The sequence below is a fragment of the Mastigocladopsis repens PCC 10914 genome, from assembly GCF_000315565.1.
Lineage (GTDB): Bacteria > Cyanobacteriota > Cyanobacteriia > Cyanobacteriales > Nostocaceae > Mastigocladopsis > Mastigocladopsis repens.
The window spans coordinates 5,599,914-5,615,206 of sequence record NZ_JH992901.1 but is presented as its reverse complement, the minus strand read 5'-3'; the positions used below and the strand labels follow the sequence as shown (position 1 = coordinate 5,615,206).

Here is a 15,293-nt window from a genome sequence, read left to right as displayed (position 1 = left end):
TCTATTAAAAATCAATCATGCAAGGACTTACATATCAATCCAATTTCTTACAAAGGGGCTGACTTTGACTAATAATACCCTCAAGTTTTGATGAGGCACTAGTTTGTCATGATGTAAGCGACCAAGTACTATACCTGGGTGCCTACTTTGAGTACGGGCAAATTCTTCAATTGCTTGACGGGAGAAGTACTTTTTAGTCCTAGAAACAAAGTTTTGTAATGCCTGAGGTTCTATTAGCCAGTCAGATGCTTTTTGATTGGCTTCTGTCTCCTCGTCATTTACTTCTAAAGCATCCAAATCATCAAGATAACTACCGTGATGTCCTATTGTAATGTGTGCCAACTCATGCATAAGCGTGAACCAAAAGGAGTCAATACGGTCATACCTAAGTGTCAAAGCAACAACGGGGTTATTTTTTAAATAAAAGGCTGCACCATCCAAATAAGTTTTGCTCAGATGAGGCACAATGACAAAATGTATACCCAAATCCATTAGCAACTGAGGAATTCGTGATACACTTTCTACCTGTTCAGCACAGGCAAGAATTTTTGGAATAGCACTTACTAGCTTGGTACGTTCAAAGGTGGCAATGGTTTGTTGTTTGGCTAGATTTTCAATCCGTTTTATCCAAGCCATACGAGAAGTCACTACTGGATCTCGATGCTCAGCGCAACGGAAATTAACAGCTAGCTGGAGTGATTCATCTAAGGTTGAGATGCCGAAAAAATGACAAACTTGCTGTTCTAATTTATCAATGGAATCACTTTCTTGAATCCATTTGTTTTTTATTAGTTCATTGATAGGGGCAATGGTATATAAACGGCTTTTACGAGCGATATCTTGCTCTTGTTTTTCCTGACTGGCTAGATGAAGACGATACTTAGCTTCTAAGTTTATCCAAAACTCAGGAGAAGTGCCTAAAGCTTGCGACAGTTCTATAGCTGTTTCAGGAGTAATCCGCTTGTTTCCACGTATAATTTCGTTGATAGTTTGAACTGGACGACCTATAATTTCTGCAAAATCCTTCTGTGTCCAGCCACGGGCTTCTAATTCCCGACTTAGAATTCGCCCTGGTGCTGGAATTCTTGCTGGTGAGAGTTTCTGGCTCATACTGCTATTTTCCCCTGCGCCTGGTGTTAGTGGTAGTCTTCGATATCGATAATTGAGAGATAATGTCCCTTTTCGTCCTCATTCAGTAAGACAATGAGACGCCATTAGTCATTTAAACGTAGCGATCGCTGTTCCTCTTTTCCTCGTTTTCCTTTTAGCTTCTCAAATCTCAATCCTTTCTGAGCATACAAGTCTCGCTCATCTACAGCAGCATCAATAATTGCCATGACTTCAAAGAAGTCATCAACGACATTTGGGTATTTATGAGCATTTTTTTCTTCTGTGTACAGTGCTTCAAGTTTCTTGTCTTTGAAATTAAAACGCAAAGCTTTCCCCCAAATGAAATGAAGTGGATTCTGCATTCTACAATATGCCACTTTAGTCTTGGGGTGAATCGCTGATATTCTAATTTTAAATCTTATTATGACGAGAGATTTAAGCGTATTGTGAAGTTTGTCTAGATATCTTAAACTTCAACACCACCTATGCTGTAGAAGGGCTTTAACATCTTCCTCTCAATGCTGGCTTCGCTTGTACTCCATACTCTCTATATTAGTATAAATGTACCATAAGGGAAGATGATGAGCAAGTTATCGAGGTAAATGGCGTAGGGACTACGTCGTTATTGTTGTCATGGTTGCTAGATGACTGAGGTATCCTCGATCCAGACTTAACTCTGCTAGCAGTATCGTCCTACCCAAGCTAGGCAAGATGTGGGAGCAAGTGGAGAGCGAGATTGATAGTGTTGTTCCAAGTGGTACTAACTAAATCAATGGGCGATACTGGACTCGAACCAGTGACCCCTTCCGTGTGAAGGAAGTGCGCTACCACTGTGCTAATCGCCCAATTCTATTTAACATAACACAAGTAGCAGTAAATTCCAACGGACAAGAGCGGAATAAAGACATAGGTCTTCCAGGATTTACTGCTGCACGAAGCGGAGTGCATCAAGTATGGTTAAGTTGTTTAGCACAAGGCGCAGAGGGAAAAAAAGTTGTGAGGGGTTTGAATGGTTATTTCTTGTGTTTGATTCAACCAAAAACCGCTATCATATTAAATTTTAAGGGACGTAGCTGTCATTTTGTCCAATCCGATGTTTGTTTAGCCGATAAACACTATGACAAAACCTTGGTATTGGCGATCGCTCCCCTTAGAAAATCGTACTGGCTCTGATGTTTTCGCAGCCTTATTTCGCCATACCTCTACCTCTTCACCTAAAATTGCCACTCTCCTAGAAAGCCCCTACCCAACATCACTAGACCGTCCTCAACTAACTCGATATTCTATCTGTGCAGGCGCTCCTCGGATAGTGGATGGAGTTGTGCAAATATGGACACCACCACTTGGACAAGTTTTGCCGTTTCTGGAACAGTTACTTAGAGGACAAGAGGGAATTTGCTCCCCCCACTCCCCCCATCTTCCCTTCACAGGTGGTTGGCTAGGTTGGTTGGGTTACGACATCGCATGGGAAATTGAACAGCTACCCCGTTACAAATCTGAGAATCTACCGTTTCCTGTGGCTTTTTGGTACGAACCAGAGTGTTTTGCCATCTTAGATCACTGGGAGCAAGTTCTCTGGCTCGCCGCCACTAACCCTGTAGGATTGGATAAGTTGGAAAAGAAGTTGGAACAGGGACAACAGGACAAGGAGACAATCTATCCCCCACTCTCCTCCTCCCCTCCCTCTGTCCTCCTCACTCCTCATTTGTGGACTTCTCAACAGGAGTACGAAGCAGCGGTCAATCGTGCAAAAACATACATTCAGGCTGGAGACATTTTTCAAGCGAATCTCTCAGTGCGATTTGAAGCACAGACAACGGCTTCTGGTTGGGAAATTTATCGTGCTTTGCAGCAGATCAATCCTTCTCCTTTTGCAAGCTATTGGCAAACGCCTTGGGGAGAAGTTATGAGCTGTTCACCAGAAAGGTTAGTCCAACTGCAAAAATGTCCAGACGAGACATTTCGTGTTTCTACAAGACCAATTGCTGGAACGCGATCGCGTGGAGTCACCCCAAAGGACGATCAACAACTAGCACAAGATTTACTCAGCAGTACCAAAGAACGCGCTGAACATATTATGCTAGTCGATTTGGAACGCAATGATTTAGGGCGAGTGTGTGAATGGGGAACTGTTGCTGTTGACGAATTGCTAACAATTGAGCGTTATAGCCACGTTATGCATCTTGTCAGCAACATCAAAGGTAGCTTAAAATCTGATTGCAACGCCCTTGACTTAATTCGCGCCATGTTCCCCGGTGGCACGATCACAGGTTGCCCTAAAGTCCGCTGCATGGAAATTATTGAAGAACTAGAACCAATGCGGCGTAGTTTGTTCTATGGTTCCTGCGGCTATTTAGATTGGCGGGGTAACTTAGACTTAAATATCTTGATCCGCACTCTCCTGCTCGCTCCCTCGACAAAAACAGACAAGGGGACAAGGAAGACAACGAGGAATTCTCGTGTATTTCCCCATCTGACCAGTTCCCACTCCCTTACGGGCGCAACGTCTTACTCCCAACTTAACACTGTTTGGGGACAGGTTGGAGCAGGTATTGTTGCAGATAGCGATCCCGAGAGAGAATGGTATGAGTCTCTGCACAAAGCTCAAGCACAACTTAAGGCACTAACAATGGTTATCACTCAAAAGTGAATGAGTCCTAAATCCTGAGTCTGTAGTTCAAAGCTATTAATCGATGACTCTTGGCTTGGGGTTTTTTGGCATTTTCAGGAAAGATTTTGGCGAAATGTGTCCATTATCGTCAAATTTTTTCTATTCAACTGCAAAAATATATATACTCATCCCTCAGTATTAAATGAACTCAGACAACTCGGAAACTTACATAAATCATCCAACTTGGGGTTTGCTCTATAGGATTTGTATGGTAGATGAGAACCAAGAGTTGTTCACAACACTGTATGCCCAACGCTTATTCTTTTTAGTGGCAACTGATGTCAAAGGTATGAAGTTTCAGCCCATTGGACGCACTGAGGCGAGAATGATGATGGAAAATCGCTTGCGTAACCTGCGTCGTACAGGGCAATCTCAGGAGTACGATCAGCTTCAGAGTGTTTTCCAACGCACCTTCCAATGAGCAGTTCGATTAGCGAACGTATTATAGCCCTTCGTTCCTCTCTACCAGATTCAGTCCGGTTGATTGCTGTTACCAAGCAAGTCTCTCCCGAAGTCATGCGCTGTGCCTATGCTGTAGGAATTCGGGATTTTGGCGAGAGTCGCATCCAAGAAGCAGCTAGCAAACAAGCCCAGCTGCAAGACTTATCAGATATTACCTGGCACTTTATTGGACATTTGCAAAGCAACAAAGCCAAAAAAGCCATTGAACAATTCCAGTGGATTCACTCTGTAGATAATTTGAAGCTTGCCCAACGCTTAAACCAATTAGCGCAACAGATAGAAGTCAGTCCCCAGGTTTGTCTGCAAGTCAAAATACTGAGCGATCCTACTAAGTCAGGTTGGAACGTATCACAACTGTTAGCTGACTTACCAAGCCTGAATCAATGCAAAAATTTACAAATTCAGGGCTTGATGACAATACCACCCTTAGGATTAAATGATTCAGAAATTTTTGATGTGTTTAATCGCACTCGTGAACTAGCGAAAGAGATCCAAGAACAAAACTGGTCCAACATTCAAATGCAGCATCTTTCTATGGGGATGTCAGATGACTACAAATTGGCAGTGCAAGCGGGTGCAACAATGGTCAGACTAGGAACCATCTTGTTTGGACGCTCTGCTTAAATCGACTCAAAGAGTCAGAAATATGTCAACAGCAAGCGTCTGATTTTTAAAAGTCATAAAAACTACAAGACCTACTCAGGTTGTGAGCTTCTCAGATGTCTTATAACATTTTGTAGAGAAAAAATCAGGACACACTGGTTCAATTGGTGACAAAGGATATAGTATTGACAAAAGCAAAACTCAACACAATAGTGGCGGAAAACAACTTCCCCAAGCCAATTAGTTAAGATATAATCTTGACTCATTGTTGCCTACAAAAGATAGACAGACCATCTAGGAACGTTTGTTCAAACGAAAACCTGGAGTAGAAAGTACAAGCAGCGATAGAATGGCTGAATTGTCTGCCCTTTGCAAGGGTAAAGATTGATAGTATCTGTTTTTACGATATTGGTTAAAGTGATTGGCACTAGGAGCGTAAACCATGAACAATATATTTTCCAAACTGAGAGATTTCGTAGGTCTAAATGAGCAAGTAGAATACGAGTACTATGAAGAAGAACCTGATGCAGAGAGCTACCAAAATCTGTATCAGGAACAAAATGCTCAACCAGCACCGCAGCAAGAACCCACTGCTCAAAATCGACGCTGGCGCGAACCCATGCATACAATGGGAACAGATGTAGCAGCGGGATCAAAGCCGATGAGTAATGTTATTGGTATGCCAGGAGCAATAAATGGGATTTCAGAAGTATTGGTGTTAGAACCACGCACCTTTGAAGAAATGCCCCAGGCAATTCAAGCTTTGCGAGAGCGTAAGTCAGTAGTATTAAATTTAACAATAATGGACCCGGATCAAGCACAACGGGCAGTAGATTTTGTAGCAGGTGGTACTTACGCGCTTGATGGACACCAAGAACGCATCGGCGAAAGCATCTTTTTGTTTACACCAAGCTGCGTGCAAGTTAGCACCCAGTCAGGAGTTCTTCATGAAGTACCGCAACCCACAGCGCGTCCCTCACGTTCCACAGGACCAAATCCAGCCTGGGGAAATGACGGCAACAGGATGGCACAATAAACATAAATTAGTGATTAGTCAAGAGTCCATAGTCCAGAGTCCAAAGATATTGACTCTTGACCCTTGACCCTTGACTTATGATTTATGACTACAAAATTTGGATTGATTGGTGGCGGGGTAATGGGAGAAGCGCTCTTATCCCGCCTTATTGCTCGTAAAATTTACCAACCATCAGAAGTCCTAGTCAGCGAACCACAAACCTCACGCCAAAGTATTCTGGAAGACCAATACGGTGTTGTTGTCACAGCCGATAATCGTCTGGTGTTCACACCAACCACAGAAGTCGTATTTTTGGCAGTCAAACCTCAAGTGTTTAGTGCGATCGCCCAAGAATTGGCAGATGTCATCGGTAGCGATTCAAAGCCACTGGTGATATCCATCTTGGCAGGTGTGACATTAAGTCAGTTGGAAGCAGCTTTTCCCAGCCTACCAGTCATTCGGGCAATGCCTAACACCCCAGCAACTGTAGGGGCAGGAATGACCGCCATATGTCTAGGGGCTTATACCAAAGCAAACCACCACGAGACGGCGAAGCAACTTTTTTGCGCGGTGGGAGAAGTTGTAGAAGTTTCAGAAAACTTGATGGATGCAGTCACGGGACTATCAGGATCTGGTCCAGCTTATGTAGCACTGCTTGTGGAAGCGCTTGCTGATGGGGGAGTCGCAGCAGGTTTACCTCGGACTATTGCCAATCAACTTGCCTTGCAAACTGTACTAGGAACAGCAACTCTCCTGCATGAAACCAAATTACACCCAGCAGAACTCAAAGACCGTGTAACCAGCCCAGGCGGGACAACAATTGCTGGTATTGCTCAGTTAGAACGCTCAGGGTTTCGCTCAGCTTTAATAGAAGCAGTGAAAGCCGCCACAGCTCGCTCACAAGAATTGGGAAAATAGTTATTTGTCCTTTATCCTTTGTCATTTGTCCTTAGTGAAAAACTAATGACTAATGACTAATGACGAAGTTGACAAAAGAGTAGTTAATATAGTAAACAGTTTTGGTTGCAAATGTGATTGAGTGAATTACCCTGCGCTGTCTCCAGAACTTGACCCAAGTTCGATATTCCCTTTTGAATTAGATCAGTTCCAGAAGGATGCGATCGCCTCCCTAAATGCTGGAAGTTCCGTCGTTGTGTGTGCGCCTACGGGTTCAGGCAAAACATTGGTGGGAGAATACGCCATATATCGCGCCCTGTCGCGAGGCAAGAGAGTGTTCTACACGACTCCCCTCAAAGCGCTATCCAATCAGAAACTACGTGACTTTCGCGAAAAATTTGGCTTTGACCTTGTTGGACTGTTAACTGGAGATGCCTCCATTAACCGAGATGCACCAATTTTGGTGATGACCACAGAAATTTTCCGGAATATGCTCTATGGCACACCTATTGGGCAAATTGGCATTTCATTAGCAGACGTTGAGGCGGTGGTGCTCGATGAGTGCCACTATATGAACGACCGCCAACGAGGAACAGTTTGGGAAGAATCTATTATCTATTGCCACCGTGAAATTCAACTCGTAGCCCTCTCAGCAACTGTTGCCAATAGTGATGAACTCACCGACTGGTTAAATCAAGTTCACGGTCCTACCGACCTCATATACTCCGATCATCGCCCAGTGCCTTTGGAGTTTCACTTTGGCAACATCAAAGGGTTGTTTCCCCTCCTTAATGATGACAAAACCCAAATTAACCATCGCTTGCTCAAAAGGAAGAAAAAAGGAGATAAAGACAAGAGCAGAGCTAATGTTAAAGCAGAGTCTCCTAGCATGATTCAGGTTTTGAGCCAGCTAGAAGAACGGGATATGCTGCCAGCAATTTACTTCATCTTCAGCCGCCGGGGATGTGATAAAGCGGTGACAGAGGTGGGTGATATGTGGCTAGTCAATGCGGAAGAGTCGCAGCAATTGCGCTGGCAAATTGACGAATTTTTAAGCCGTAATCCGGAAGCAGGACGTTCTGGACAAATTGCACCCTTGTACCGGGGAATAGCCGCACACCATGCTGGGATTTTACCTGCGTGGAAAGTGCTGGTAGAAGAACTCTTTCAGCAAGGGTTAATTAAAGTCGTATTTGCCACCGAAACCCTAGCAGCTGGAATTAATATGCCAGCCCGGACAACAGTTATTTCCACGCTTTCCAAGCGTACCGATACTGGACATCGCCTGTTGAATGCTTCGGAATTTCTGCAAATGGCAGGTCGGGCTGGTCGCCGGGGTATGGATGAACGAGGTCATGTGGTGACGCTGCAAACTCCCTTTGAAGGAGCGAAAGAAGCGGCGTACTTAGCAACATCCCAACCCGACCCCCTAGTCAGCCAATTTACGCCGAGTTACGGCATGGTGCTGAACTTACTGCAAACCCATACGCTGGAACAAGCCAAGGAACTCATAGAACGCAGCTTTGGGCAGTACTTGGCAAACTTGCACCTCCGACCGCAGTACGAGTACATAACCCACTTGCAAACACAATTAGCCCAACTTCAGGCGCAAATCTCTGCTATTGACGAAGGGGAACTGGCTATTTATGAGAAATTGCGGCAACGCCTGCGAGTAGAACGCCAGCTATTGAAAACTCTGCAAGAGCAAGCGCAGGAATCCCGACAAGAGGAATTGGGGATGATGTTGGACTTTGCAGTGTCGGGAACGCTTTTGAGTCTCAAGAGTAAAAACTTCACAATGCCTGCACCCATAACAGCGGTGTTAGTGGGGAAAACGCCAGGTTCTGGTCAAACTTGTTACCTGGTATGCTTAGGGCGAGATAACCGCTGGTATGTAACCACAGCCTCTGATGTGATGGATTTGTATGCAGAACTGCCGCGAATTGATGTGCCTGCGGAGTTGCTACCACCAGCAGAGATGCCGTTGAAACGGGGACAATCGCTTCTTGGTAACGAGGAAACAGCAGCAATAGCCCAACAGATTCCCGACCCAAGCGAAGCAGCATATATGGCTCCTGAAGTTGCAGAACAACTCAGTCGCGTTGTTGCTGTGCAAGAGCAATTAGAGACTCATCCTCTACATCAATCAGGCAACGCTGTCAGTATTTTTAAACGTAGAACACAGGTTGTTGAACTTGAAGCTGAAATTCAACAGATGCAAGCACAAGTAGAGCAACAGTCCCAGCGCAATTGGGAAGAGTTTCTCAATTTAATTGAAATTTTGCAGTACTTTGAATGTCTGGATAAGTTAGTTCCCACGCGACTAGGGCAAACTGCTGCAGCCATTCGGGGAGAGAATGAATTGTGGTTGGGGTTAGCATTTGCTAGTGGAGAATTAGATAACCTAGATCCACATCATTTAGCAGCTGCGATCGCGGCTTTGGTGACAGAAACCCCACGTCCAGATAGCATGGTTCGCTTTGACCTCAGTGATGAAGTGGCAGAAGCTTTATCAAGATTGCGGGGAATTCGCCGCAAGATGTTCCAACTGCAACGTCGTTATAATGTGGCTTTACCAATGTGGTTGGAGTTTGAGTTAATAGCCATAGTTGAGCAGTGGGCGTTAGGTATGGAATGGGTAGAAATTTGTGAAAATACGAGTTTAGATGAAGGTGATGTGGTGCGAATTTTACGCCGGACGTTAGATTTACTATCGCAAATTCCCCACGTACCTCATTTATCGGAATCCTTACAGCGCAATGCTCATCGCGCTACACAGCTCATTGATAGGTTCCCAGTGAATGAGGTGGTGGAGTAATTCAGGAGTTACGAGTTGGGAGTTTTGAGTCCTCAGGAGTCACCGCCGTGGTGAGTGTAAGTTCCGAGAAGGAGAACCACGGAGTTGGTGAACCAGCACTGGGAGAGGCTTTCCCTCGTGTCGGCTCTAGCGTTCCTAAGTCCTCAATATTGAACAATCAGTCAATCTTTGCAGCAATCGCCCTTGGCGGGCACTGAATCCTACGGACACGCTACGCACATGAAGTAGCCTGCGCTTTGCGCTTACGTGCCATCGCGACAAGGAGAAAATCCTAATACACCAAATTTCCAGTCCCACGCAGTTGGCGTAAAGAGTTTATACAAGCTGGACAGTCGCAGCCAAATAACTGAATGGCGGCATCACTTTCCTCTTCAGTAAATTCTAGCGAAGCAATATTCTGGGCAGTCTTACCTGTAGTCACGGTTGAAGCAGGTGTAGAGGAAGATGCTGGCTTGCTCTGTGAATTTCGGATACATACCATAGAGTTGACAGCATGGGGACTAGTTATACAGGTACGACCATCGTTTGTGTGGGTTAATCGTTGGATGTTAGCAGCGTGTGCAGGATTGATAACTGCCAACGTAGACATTAGCGATACAAAAATAGAGGAACTAGACAGTAAGTTAAGTATAAGTTTTCTGTTCATGGGTTTCCTTGATTTTCCTGAGCAAATTTTGCTGACCGCTAAGATCATCTCATTACCTGTTACAGGTCAAGATCGTTTTTATCAGGAATACCAAGATTTGTTCATCTTCTTTGAACTCAAGAAACTTTTTTGGAGTCACATAAAACTTAATAAGTGTAGAATTATACTATTTAAATTTCTTATAAAAGTTATACTTGTTCTTAGGTTCTACCTGGGAATTGCATAGAAGTGGCTTTGCCACTTCTTTTTTTGAGCTGATAGATTCAACAAATACGTGAATTTTATCAATGGCAGCATGAGCATGAGCAATTTATTATTTCTCAGTAGAGTCATGCTATACTAGAGTCTCTAGTTAACTGGAGAGTAAAATCACTTCAGGAAAGATTTTGTTGAAAATTCCCAGTTAATAGTCGGTTTTTGTTTGTCGTCTGTTCTAGGTGTCATAAAAAACCAAAGAAACTCTATCAACAGGGAACTCTACCGTGTTAACTCAAGATAAGGAACTGCTTTTAATTGGTCAGGTAACAGCTTTAAGCGGAGTTTCTATTAGGACAATTCGCTATTACGAAAGTCAGGGTTTAATTCATTCGTCAGGACGAACCGAGGGAGGCTTTCGCCAGTTTTCATCTGATATAGTGACCCGTCTTTCCTTTATTAAACGCGCTCAAAACCTAGGTTTAAGCTTGCAAGAAATTGGCGAAATCCTCCAAATATATGATGGAGGCGAATCTGCCTGTGATGAAATTCAACAGAAGCTGAAAGATAAGATATCAAAAATAGATAGACAAATTGAACAGTTATTGACCTTGCAAGATGAATTGAGGGGATTACTGTCAGGATGGGACAGTGTACCAACAAAGCCGGAAGATACAATATGTCCGATAATCCAGCAGGATTGAAGAGCGGTTTCAAATATTCCCACAGTACTAGCAGCGTTAAAATTCTCTGATTTCTCTTTCCTCTGTGTGCTTACTGAGGGTGAAATGGGTATGTACACGTTGGAGTTTGCAAACCTCTCATGCGAATTTTATTTGTCTCTATTCACTTTCCCAGTGACTTAAGCACTTGTACCCAAGGTGTATACAAACGCATGTCAATGTTTATTGATGCCATTAAAGAAATTGGTCAAGTAGACATGCTGTTTTTTGTGCCACCAGAAACAGAGCTATCTCCAGATATCATCGCCCAAACAGAACGTACCTTTTCCCAACACTGGCAAACTCAGATTAACCTACATCTGTGCCCTATAGAGGCGGAGCAGAACTCAGTTCCTAAGTGGCGACAGCAGTGGGATGGCATTTTCAACTTTTTCAAACAGTCAGATTTTTTGAGATCACCGCAGCAGTTACAAGCACTTGAGACTTGTTTGAGCCGAAAACCAGATGCAATTTTTGTCCATAGGCTCTCATCAATGAGTGCAGTCATGCAGATGCAACAACCTCTGCCACCTGTTTTTCTTGATTTGGATGATATTGAACATATCAGTTTCATGCGCCAAATTCGGCAGCCACCCACTGGGCTTGTAACGCAGCTATATTACTTGCAAGTACCAGCCCGTTTTTGGGGTGAGATGCGAGCGATTCGTTTAGCACGTTGCTCGTTTGTGTGTTCAGGGCGCGATCGCCGCTACCTGACAAAGCGCTTAGGATTATCCAATGTTGTGAGTGTACCTAACGCGATCGCCATTCCAAAACCACAACCGATGACAAAGGAACCCACTCTACTCCTACTGGGAGGCTACAACTATTTCCCCAACATGAACGCCGCCAACTTTTTAATCGAACAAGTGTGGACTCATATCCATAAAGTCATGCCGAATGCTCGGTTAATCATAGCAGGACCTTATCCGCAAAGTATTCGTAGCTATAACAAAGGAGTTCCAGGTGTTGAGTTTCCAGGATTTGTGGATGATTTAGATGCACTTTATCAGCGATCGCGTGTGGTGTGCTGTCCCATCTTTTCCGGAGGAGGAACGCGCGTCAAAATGATTGAAGCCGCTGCTTATGGCAAATCAATTGTCGCAACTAGCATAGGGGCAGAAGGATTGGAAATGAAAGATGGACAGGAATTTCTAATGCGCGATGATCCCAAAGCTTTTGCTGAGGCGTGCTTGGAACTGTTGCGGAATGATGATTTGTGCAAGCGTTTGGGTGATGCAGCTCGTGCGGCGGCGAGCCGCCATTATGATCGGGCTAATATTGTGAAACAAATTAAGCAGCAGATCCAGTCTCAAATAGCTTCTTAATACGATTTATAAATTTTTGAACCACAGATGCACACAGATAAATATCGGTGTTAATCTGTGTGCATCTGTGGTTCCATTTTCATGACTCTTGACTTTTGCAAGAGGCTTATTCTTTGTCAGCTAACGACAAAACAAAGTGTCGCGGGTGTCGCGTCCTGTCGTTGGATTAGTGCCTTTGGCAACTTTACACAATTTGTCTTGCTCATCCTGACGCAGCAGCACATCAGTAAAATCTGCTCCCTCAATGATGGCACTGTCAAACTTGGCGTTAGCAGCAAAAGCGCCCTCCAACACAGCATTTGTCAAATTTGCTTTGATGAGACGAGCCGAGTCTAAAGTGGCATATGAGAGGTCAGATCCCTCAAGATTTGCTGATTCCAAATTTGCAGCAAAGAAGCTGACACCGCGTAAATTAGTATTGCTGAGGTTGCTGCTCTTGAGATTGGCATGAGAAAAGCTGGAGTCTGTTAAGTCACGTCCTGAAAAATCAACTTCTATCAAGCTTTCCTTGTTGTAGTCAAGTGCTAAAGCTTTTGGAGCAAAACCTGCAAAACCTACAACCGCTGTGACACATATCACAATCCAAAGCGATAAACTAAGTATGCTTACCCACATCCGATTACTGAACTTACTCATCATACTTTTTGCTCATGGCGAACCATCCTCCATATCATTATCTCGATATAGGTATCGCAGGAGAAGACCTGGTAGCCGAATGGTTACAATCCAAAGGTTGGGTGATTTTGCACCGTCGATGGCGTTACCGTAACGGAGAAATTGACATCATTGCCCAATTTTATGGGGAAGCAGGAGAAGCAAAGGATGAGGGGAAAGCTTCTTCATCTCCCGTACTGGCATTTGTCGAAGTCAAAACTCGCAGCCGAGAGAATTGGGATGCAGGAGGAAGAAACGCCATCACAAAACACAAGCAAGTAAAACTATGGGATACAGCCCTGATGTTTTTAGCTAAATATCCTGAAAAGGCAAACTACCCTTGCCGATTTGATGTCGCTATTGTATCCTGTCAACCGATATCACAAGGGTTAGCTGCGGTGACAATCTCCCCAGAAGCCATACCTAACCTGAGTTCGGGTTAAGCTGTATGAGATAAAAGCCACTCCATCTGAAGGCTGGGTTTCTTAGGTTGATGGCAGTAACCAATTAATCCGCAGAGAACGTTAACGCAGAAATTAACAGGGCTTCGGTGTCGAGAATGTTCGATCTGAGAAATATTCTTAAGTTGGTCGTTAATGGTCTCAATGATCGAGCGTTTACGGGATAAAAGTTTGTCATGGAGAAGCATGAGCTTGTTTTTCATGTTACGGCGAGGTTTGGCAAAAAATTGAATGCCGAAGTCTTCTAATAGTTGACAAGCCAGCTTTTGAGAAACATAACCCCTATCGGCAAAAATTTTGCCAAAAAGTTCACTCAGTAAATCGGGAACAGGTTGACGGTCATCAACATTACCAGGAGTAAGAGTCACATTTAAAAGCTGACCAAGTTCATTGACGACAATATGAAGTTTAAAACCAAAAAACCAATCCACAGAAGTCTTTCCACGAGCGGCTAAACCTTCAAAAACCTTATGCCGAGAAATCCGACGATTATGGCAGACCTTCAGACATGTTGAATCGATAAAACCGATACCCGTACACTGTCCAAAACAATGCTTCAGGTAAACGCACAAAGGTATCAAGGTTGATGGTATCCATTCAATGAATCGTTGATAACTCGGCAGCGCCGGAAAAGCACAACTCCATTGTTGTTTGACATGATTCAAATAAAAATGCTTGAAATTCCGGTAGTGATTTTGATGAAATGCAATTAGTATCGTCATTATTTCACTCAAACACAGACTTCTAGCCCGAATCCGTTTTATTCCTCCATGTATCAACAGCTTCTTGTGCCATTGGCTTTCAAACCCCTTACAGAAATCATCTACATGGCAGAACAAAGATTCTAAACTAAACATAGGACAGGTGCTGGATTTGACGTTATTTTCAGCTTACTACCTGTCCCTTTCCTTATCCCGAACTCAGGTTACCTACTTCATCAGTGGGTGGACATCTGTTGATGCTACAAGAATACATTCCAGCAGCTTTTGATACTTAAATAAATATAGGGATTTACCTTTTAGTCGTGTAGTACAGTCTCTACTAGGTATTCAAGTTTATCTTCATGTGATTTAAAGCCAACGGTAATAGAGTAATCGGTAATGGAGAAAACACCTCAATTACCAATTACTCATTACCATAATCTTGAACATAGCAGGCTTAAAACTCAACAGTATCACGCCAGCGTTTCTGGACAATAGCCTAATCCTCTAACAAACTGTTGCCGGAACGCCTCTATTTCCTCTTTTTCCGGTTTACCATGAGAGACTATAGCTACCTGGTAGCGACGCATCACGTCAACTGGACACTGTCCCGCTTCCAAACTCCAAAGTGCCATTTGTACCCGCATCGGCGGCTCGTAGCTAATTCCTAATTCACTTAAAAAAGCTCTCATGTTGCCATGTTCTTCAGGCGAGACGTGACTCTTTAGTTTGATCCTAACGACCCAACCATCAATCTGATGAATTACGGTGAGAAAAGAAACAGGTATTTGGGGTTTACCATGCAAGAATTGAACAACCCTCAGAGTTAGACTGGCATTTGCCAGGTAATACAAGTATTCCATCGTGGTGCTTGGGATCAAAGCCAATCCTACTCTTTTATTATCAGTATAGAGACCCTAGTATCCGCTAGGGTAAAAGCCCCCGTTTTTAGATGGGGAGGTTTACCCAATTTTCATACAGGTGTTTAGGTATTATTTCACAGCATCCAT

Annotated in this window: 17 protein-coding genes and 1 tRNA gene; 11 read left to right on the top strand and 7 right to left on the bottom strand. The window is 43.8% G+C overall.

Features of this window, described 5'->3' with window-relative positions; all coding sequences use genetic code 11:
• Window positions 1-27: 27 nt before the first annotated feature.
• From MAS10914_RS0126975 to MAS10914_RS0126965, 3 genes are all read right to left on the bottom strand, one after another.
• Entirely contained in the window at window positions 28-1,110 is a 1,083-nt protein-coding gene (locus tag MAS10914_RS0126975) for a HigA family addiction module antitoxin (protein WP_017319061.1), read from the bottom strand.
• Between the two features lie 104 nt (window positions 1,111-1,214).
• A complete protein-coding gene (locus tag MAS10914_RS31840) occupies window positions 1,215-1,472 on the bottom strand; it encodes a type II toxin-antitoxin system RelE/ParE family toxin (RefSeq protein ID WP_017319060.1) in 258 nt (85 codons plus the stop codon).
• 411 nt (window positions 1,473-1,883) lie between these two features.
• A tRNA-Val gene (locus tag MAS10914_RS0126965) sits at window positions 1,884-1,955 on the bottom strand.
• On the opposite strand from MAS10914_RS0126965, the gene MAS10914_RS35100 reads away from it, so the two are divergent.
• From MAS10914_RS35100 to MAS10914_RS34705, 8 genes are all read left to right on the top strand, one after another.
• A complete protein-coding gene (locus tag MAS10914_RS35100; RefSeq protein ID WP_198015007.1) occupies window positions 1,921-2,283 on the top strand; it encodes a hypothetical protein in 363 nt (120 codons plus the stop codon). The two genes, MAS10914_RS0126965 and MAS10914_RS35100, sit on opposite strands and share 35 nt — an antisense overlap.
• Entirely contained in the window at window positions 2,228-3,760 is a 1,533-nt protein-coding gene (locus MAS10914_RS0126960) for an anthranilate synthase component I (protein WP_017319059.1), read from the top strand. Before MAS10914_RS35100 ends, MAS10914_RS0126960 begins: the two co-directional genes overlap by 56 nt.
• Before the next feature lie 163 nt (window positions 3,761-3,923).
• Complete coding sequence (pipX, locus tag MAS10914_RS0126955) at window positions 3,924-4,202, top strand: transcriptional coactivator PipX (protein ID WP_017319058.1); 279 nt, start codon at window positions 3,924-3,926, stop codon at window positions 4,200-4,202.
• Complete coding sequence (locus MAS10914_RS0126950) at window positions 4,199-4,867, top strand: YggS family pyridoxal phosphate-dependent enzyme (protein ID WP_017319057.1); 669 nt, start codon at window positions 4,199-4,201, stop codon at window positions 4,865-4,867. The genes pipX and MAS10914_RS0126950 overlap by 4 nt, the downstream gene beginning before the upstream one ends.
• A 421-nt stretch (window positions 4,868-5,288) precedes the next feature.
• Window positions 5,289-5,882, top strand: coding sequence for a cell division protein SepF (locus MAS10914_RS0126940; protein ID WP_017319055.1), 594 nt, complete (start codon window positions 5,289-5,291; stop codon window positions 5,880-5,882).
• 84 nt (window positions 5,883-5,966) lie between these two features.
• Window positions 5,967-6,779, top strand: a complete 813-nt coding sequence (gene proC, locus MAS10914_RS0126935) for a pyrroline-5-carboxylate reductase (RefSeq protein WP_026082846.1) — start codon at window positions 5,967-5,969, stop codon at window positions 6,777-6,779.
• A 121-nt stretch (window positions 6,780-6,900) separates the two neighbouring features.
• On the top strand, window positions 6,901-9,576 hold the full coding sequence (locus tag MAS10914_RS0126930; protein WP_017319053.1) for a DEAD/DEAH box helicase: 2,676 nt from the start codon (window positions 6,901-6,903) through the stop codon (window positions 9,574-9,576).
• A 47-nt stretch (window positions 9,577-9,623) separates the two neighbouring features.
• The gene (locus MAS10914_RS34705; protein WP_156818247.1) at window positions 9,624-9,773 is read left to right on the top strand and encodes a hypothetical protein; all 150 of its coding nucleotides are present in this window, start codon (window positions 9,624-9,626) and stop codon (window positions 9,771-9,773) included.
• Between the two features lie 74 nt (window positions 9,774-9,847).
• Here the strand turns inward: MAS10914_RS34705 and MAS10914_RS33275 are convergent, their stop codons facing one another.
• Window positions 9,848-10,222 (bottom strand): hypothetical protein, encoded by a 375-nt coding sequence (locus MAS10914_RS33275; RefSeq protein WP_071599864.1) that lies wholly within the window; start codon window positions 10,220-10,222, stop codon window positions 9,848-9,850.
• Between the two features lie 482 nt (window positions 10,223-10,704).
• Here MAS10914_RS33275 and MAS10914_RS0126920 point away from each other — a divergent pair, with 482 nt between their 5' ends.
• Window positions 10,705-11,121 (top strand): heavy metal-responsive transcriptional regulator, encoded by a 417-nt coding sequence (locus MAS10914_RS0126920; RefSeq protein WP_017319051.1) that lies wholly within the window; start codon window positions 10,705-10,707, stop codon window positions 11,119-11,121.
• 191 nt (window positions 11,122-11,312) lie between these two features.
• Window positions 11,313-12,467: a glycosyltransferase family 4 protein gene (locus MAS10914_RS0126915; protein WP_232224245.1), complete on the top strand. Its 1,155-nt coding sequence runs from the start codon at window positions 11,313-11,315 to the stop codon at window positions 12,465-12,467.
• Between the two features lie 120 nt (window positions 12,468-12,587).
• Here MAS10914_RS0126915 and MAS10914_RS0126910 read toward each other — a convergent pair whose 3' ends face one another.
• On the bottom strand, window positions 12,588-13,103 hold the full coding sequence (locus MAS10914_RS0126910; RefSeq protein WP_017319049.1) for a pentapeptide repeat-containing protein: 516 nt from the start codon (window positions 13,101-13,103) through the stop codon (window positions 12,588-12,590).
• 14 nt (window positions 13,104-13,117) lie between these two features.
• On the opposite strand from MAS10914_RS0126910, the gene MAS10914_RS31210 reads away from it, so the two are divergent.
• The gene (locus MAS10914_RS31210) at window positions 13,118-13,564 is read left to right on the top strand and encodes a YraN family protein (RefSeq protein ID WP_017319048.1); all 447 of its coding nucleotides are present in this window, start codon (window positions 13,118-13,120) and stop codon (window positions 13,562-13,564) included.
• Here the strand turns inward: MAS10914_RS31210 and MAS10914_RS0126900 are convergent.
• Both MAS10914_RS0126900 and MAS10914_RS0126895 read right to left on the bottom strand, forming a co-directional pair.
• Complete coding sequence (locus tag MAS10914_RS0126900; protein WP_026082230.1) at window positions 13,561-14,439, bottom strand: IS982 family transposase; 879 nt, start codon at window positions 14,437-14,439, stop codon at window positions 13,561-13,563. The two genes, MAS10914_RS31210 and MAS10914_RS0126900, sit on opposite strands and share 4 nt — an antisense overlap.
• 317 nt (window positions 14,440-14,756) lie before the next feature.
• Window positions 14,757-15,146: a hypothetical protein gene (locus MAS10914_RS0126895; protein ID WP_017319047.1), complete on the bottom strand. Its 390-nt coding sequence runs from the start codon at window positions 15,144-15,146 to the stop codon at window positions 14,757-14,759.
• Window positions 15,147-15,293: the final 147 nt, after the last annotated feature.

Coding starts and splice junctions, on each gene's coding strand:
- MAS10914_RS31210 (WP_017319048.1), top strand. CDS start 13,118: ATGGCGAACCATCCTCCATATCATTATCTCGATATAGGTATCGCAGGA.
- MAS10914_RS0126960 (WP_017319059.1), top strand. CDS start 2,228: ATGACAAAACCTTGGTATTGGCGATCGCTCCCCTTAGAAAATCGTACT.
- MAS10914_RS0126950 (WP_017319057.1), top strand. CDS start 4,199: ATGAGCAGTTCGATTAGCGAACGTATTATAGCCCTTCGTTCCTCTCTA.
- MAS10914_RS0126975 (WP_017319061.1), bottom strand. CDS start 1,110: ATGAGCCAGAAACTCTCACCAGCAAGAATTCCAGCACCAGGGCGAATT.
- proC (WP_026082846.1), top strand. CDS start 5,967: ATGACTACAAAATTTGGATTGATTGGTGGCGGGGTAATGGGAGAAGCG.
- MAS10914_RS0126915 (WP_232224245.1), top strand. CDS start 11,313: ATGTCAATGTTTATTGATGCCATTAAAGAAATTGGTCAAGTAGACATG.
- MAS10914_RS0126910 (WP_017319049.1), bottom strand. CDS start 13,103: ATGAGTAAGTTCAGTAATCGGATGTGGGTAAGCATACTTAGTTTATCG.
- MAS10914_RS31840 (WP_017319060.1), bottom strand. CDS start 1,472: ATGCAGAATCCACTTCATTTCATTTGGGGGAAAGCTTTGCGTTTTAAT.
- MAS10914_RS0126900 (WP_026082230.1), bottom strand. CDS start 14,439: ATGTTTAGTTTAGAATCTTTGTTCTGCCATGTAGATGATTTCTGTAAG.
- MAS10914_RS0126895 (WP_017319047.1), bottom strand. CDS start 15,146: ATGGAATACTTGTATTACCTGGCAAATGCCAGTCTAACTCTGAGGGTT.
- pipX (WP_017319058.1), top strand. CDS start 3,924: ATGAACTCAGACAACTCGGAAACTTACATAAATCATCCAACTTGGGGT.
- MAS10914_RS0126940 (WP_017319055.1), top strand. CDS start 5,289: ATGAACAATATATTTTCCAAACTGAGAGATTTCGTAGGTCTAAATGAG.
- MAS10914_RS33275 (WP_071599864.1), bottom strand. CDS start 10,222: ATGAACAGAAAACTTATACTTAACTTACTGTCTAGTTCCTCTATTTTT.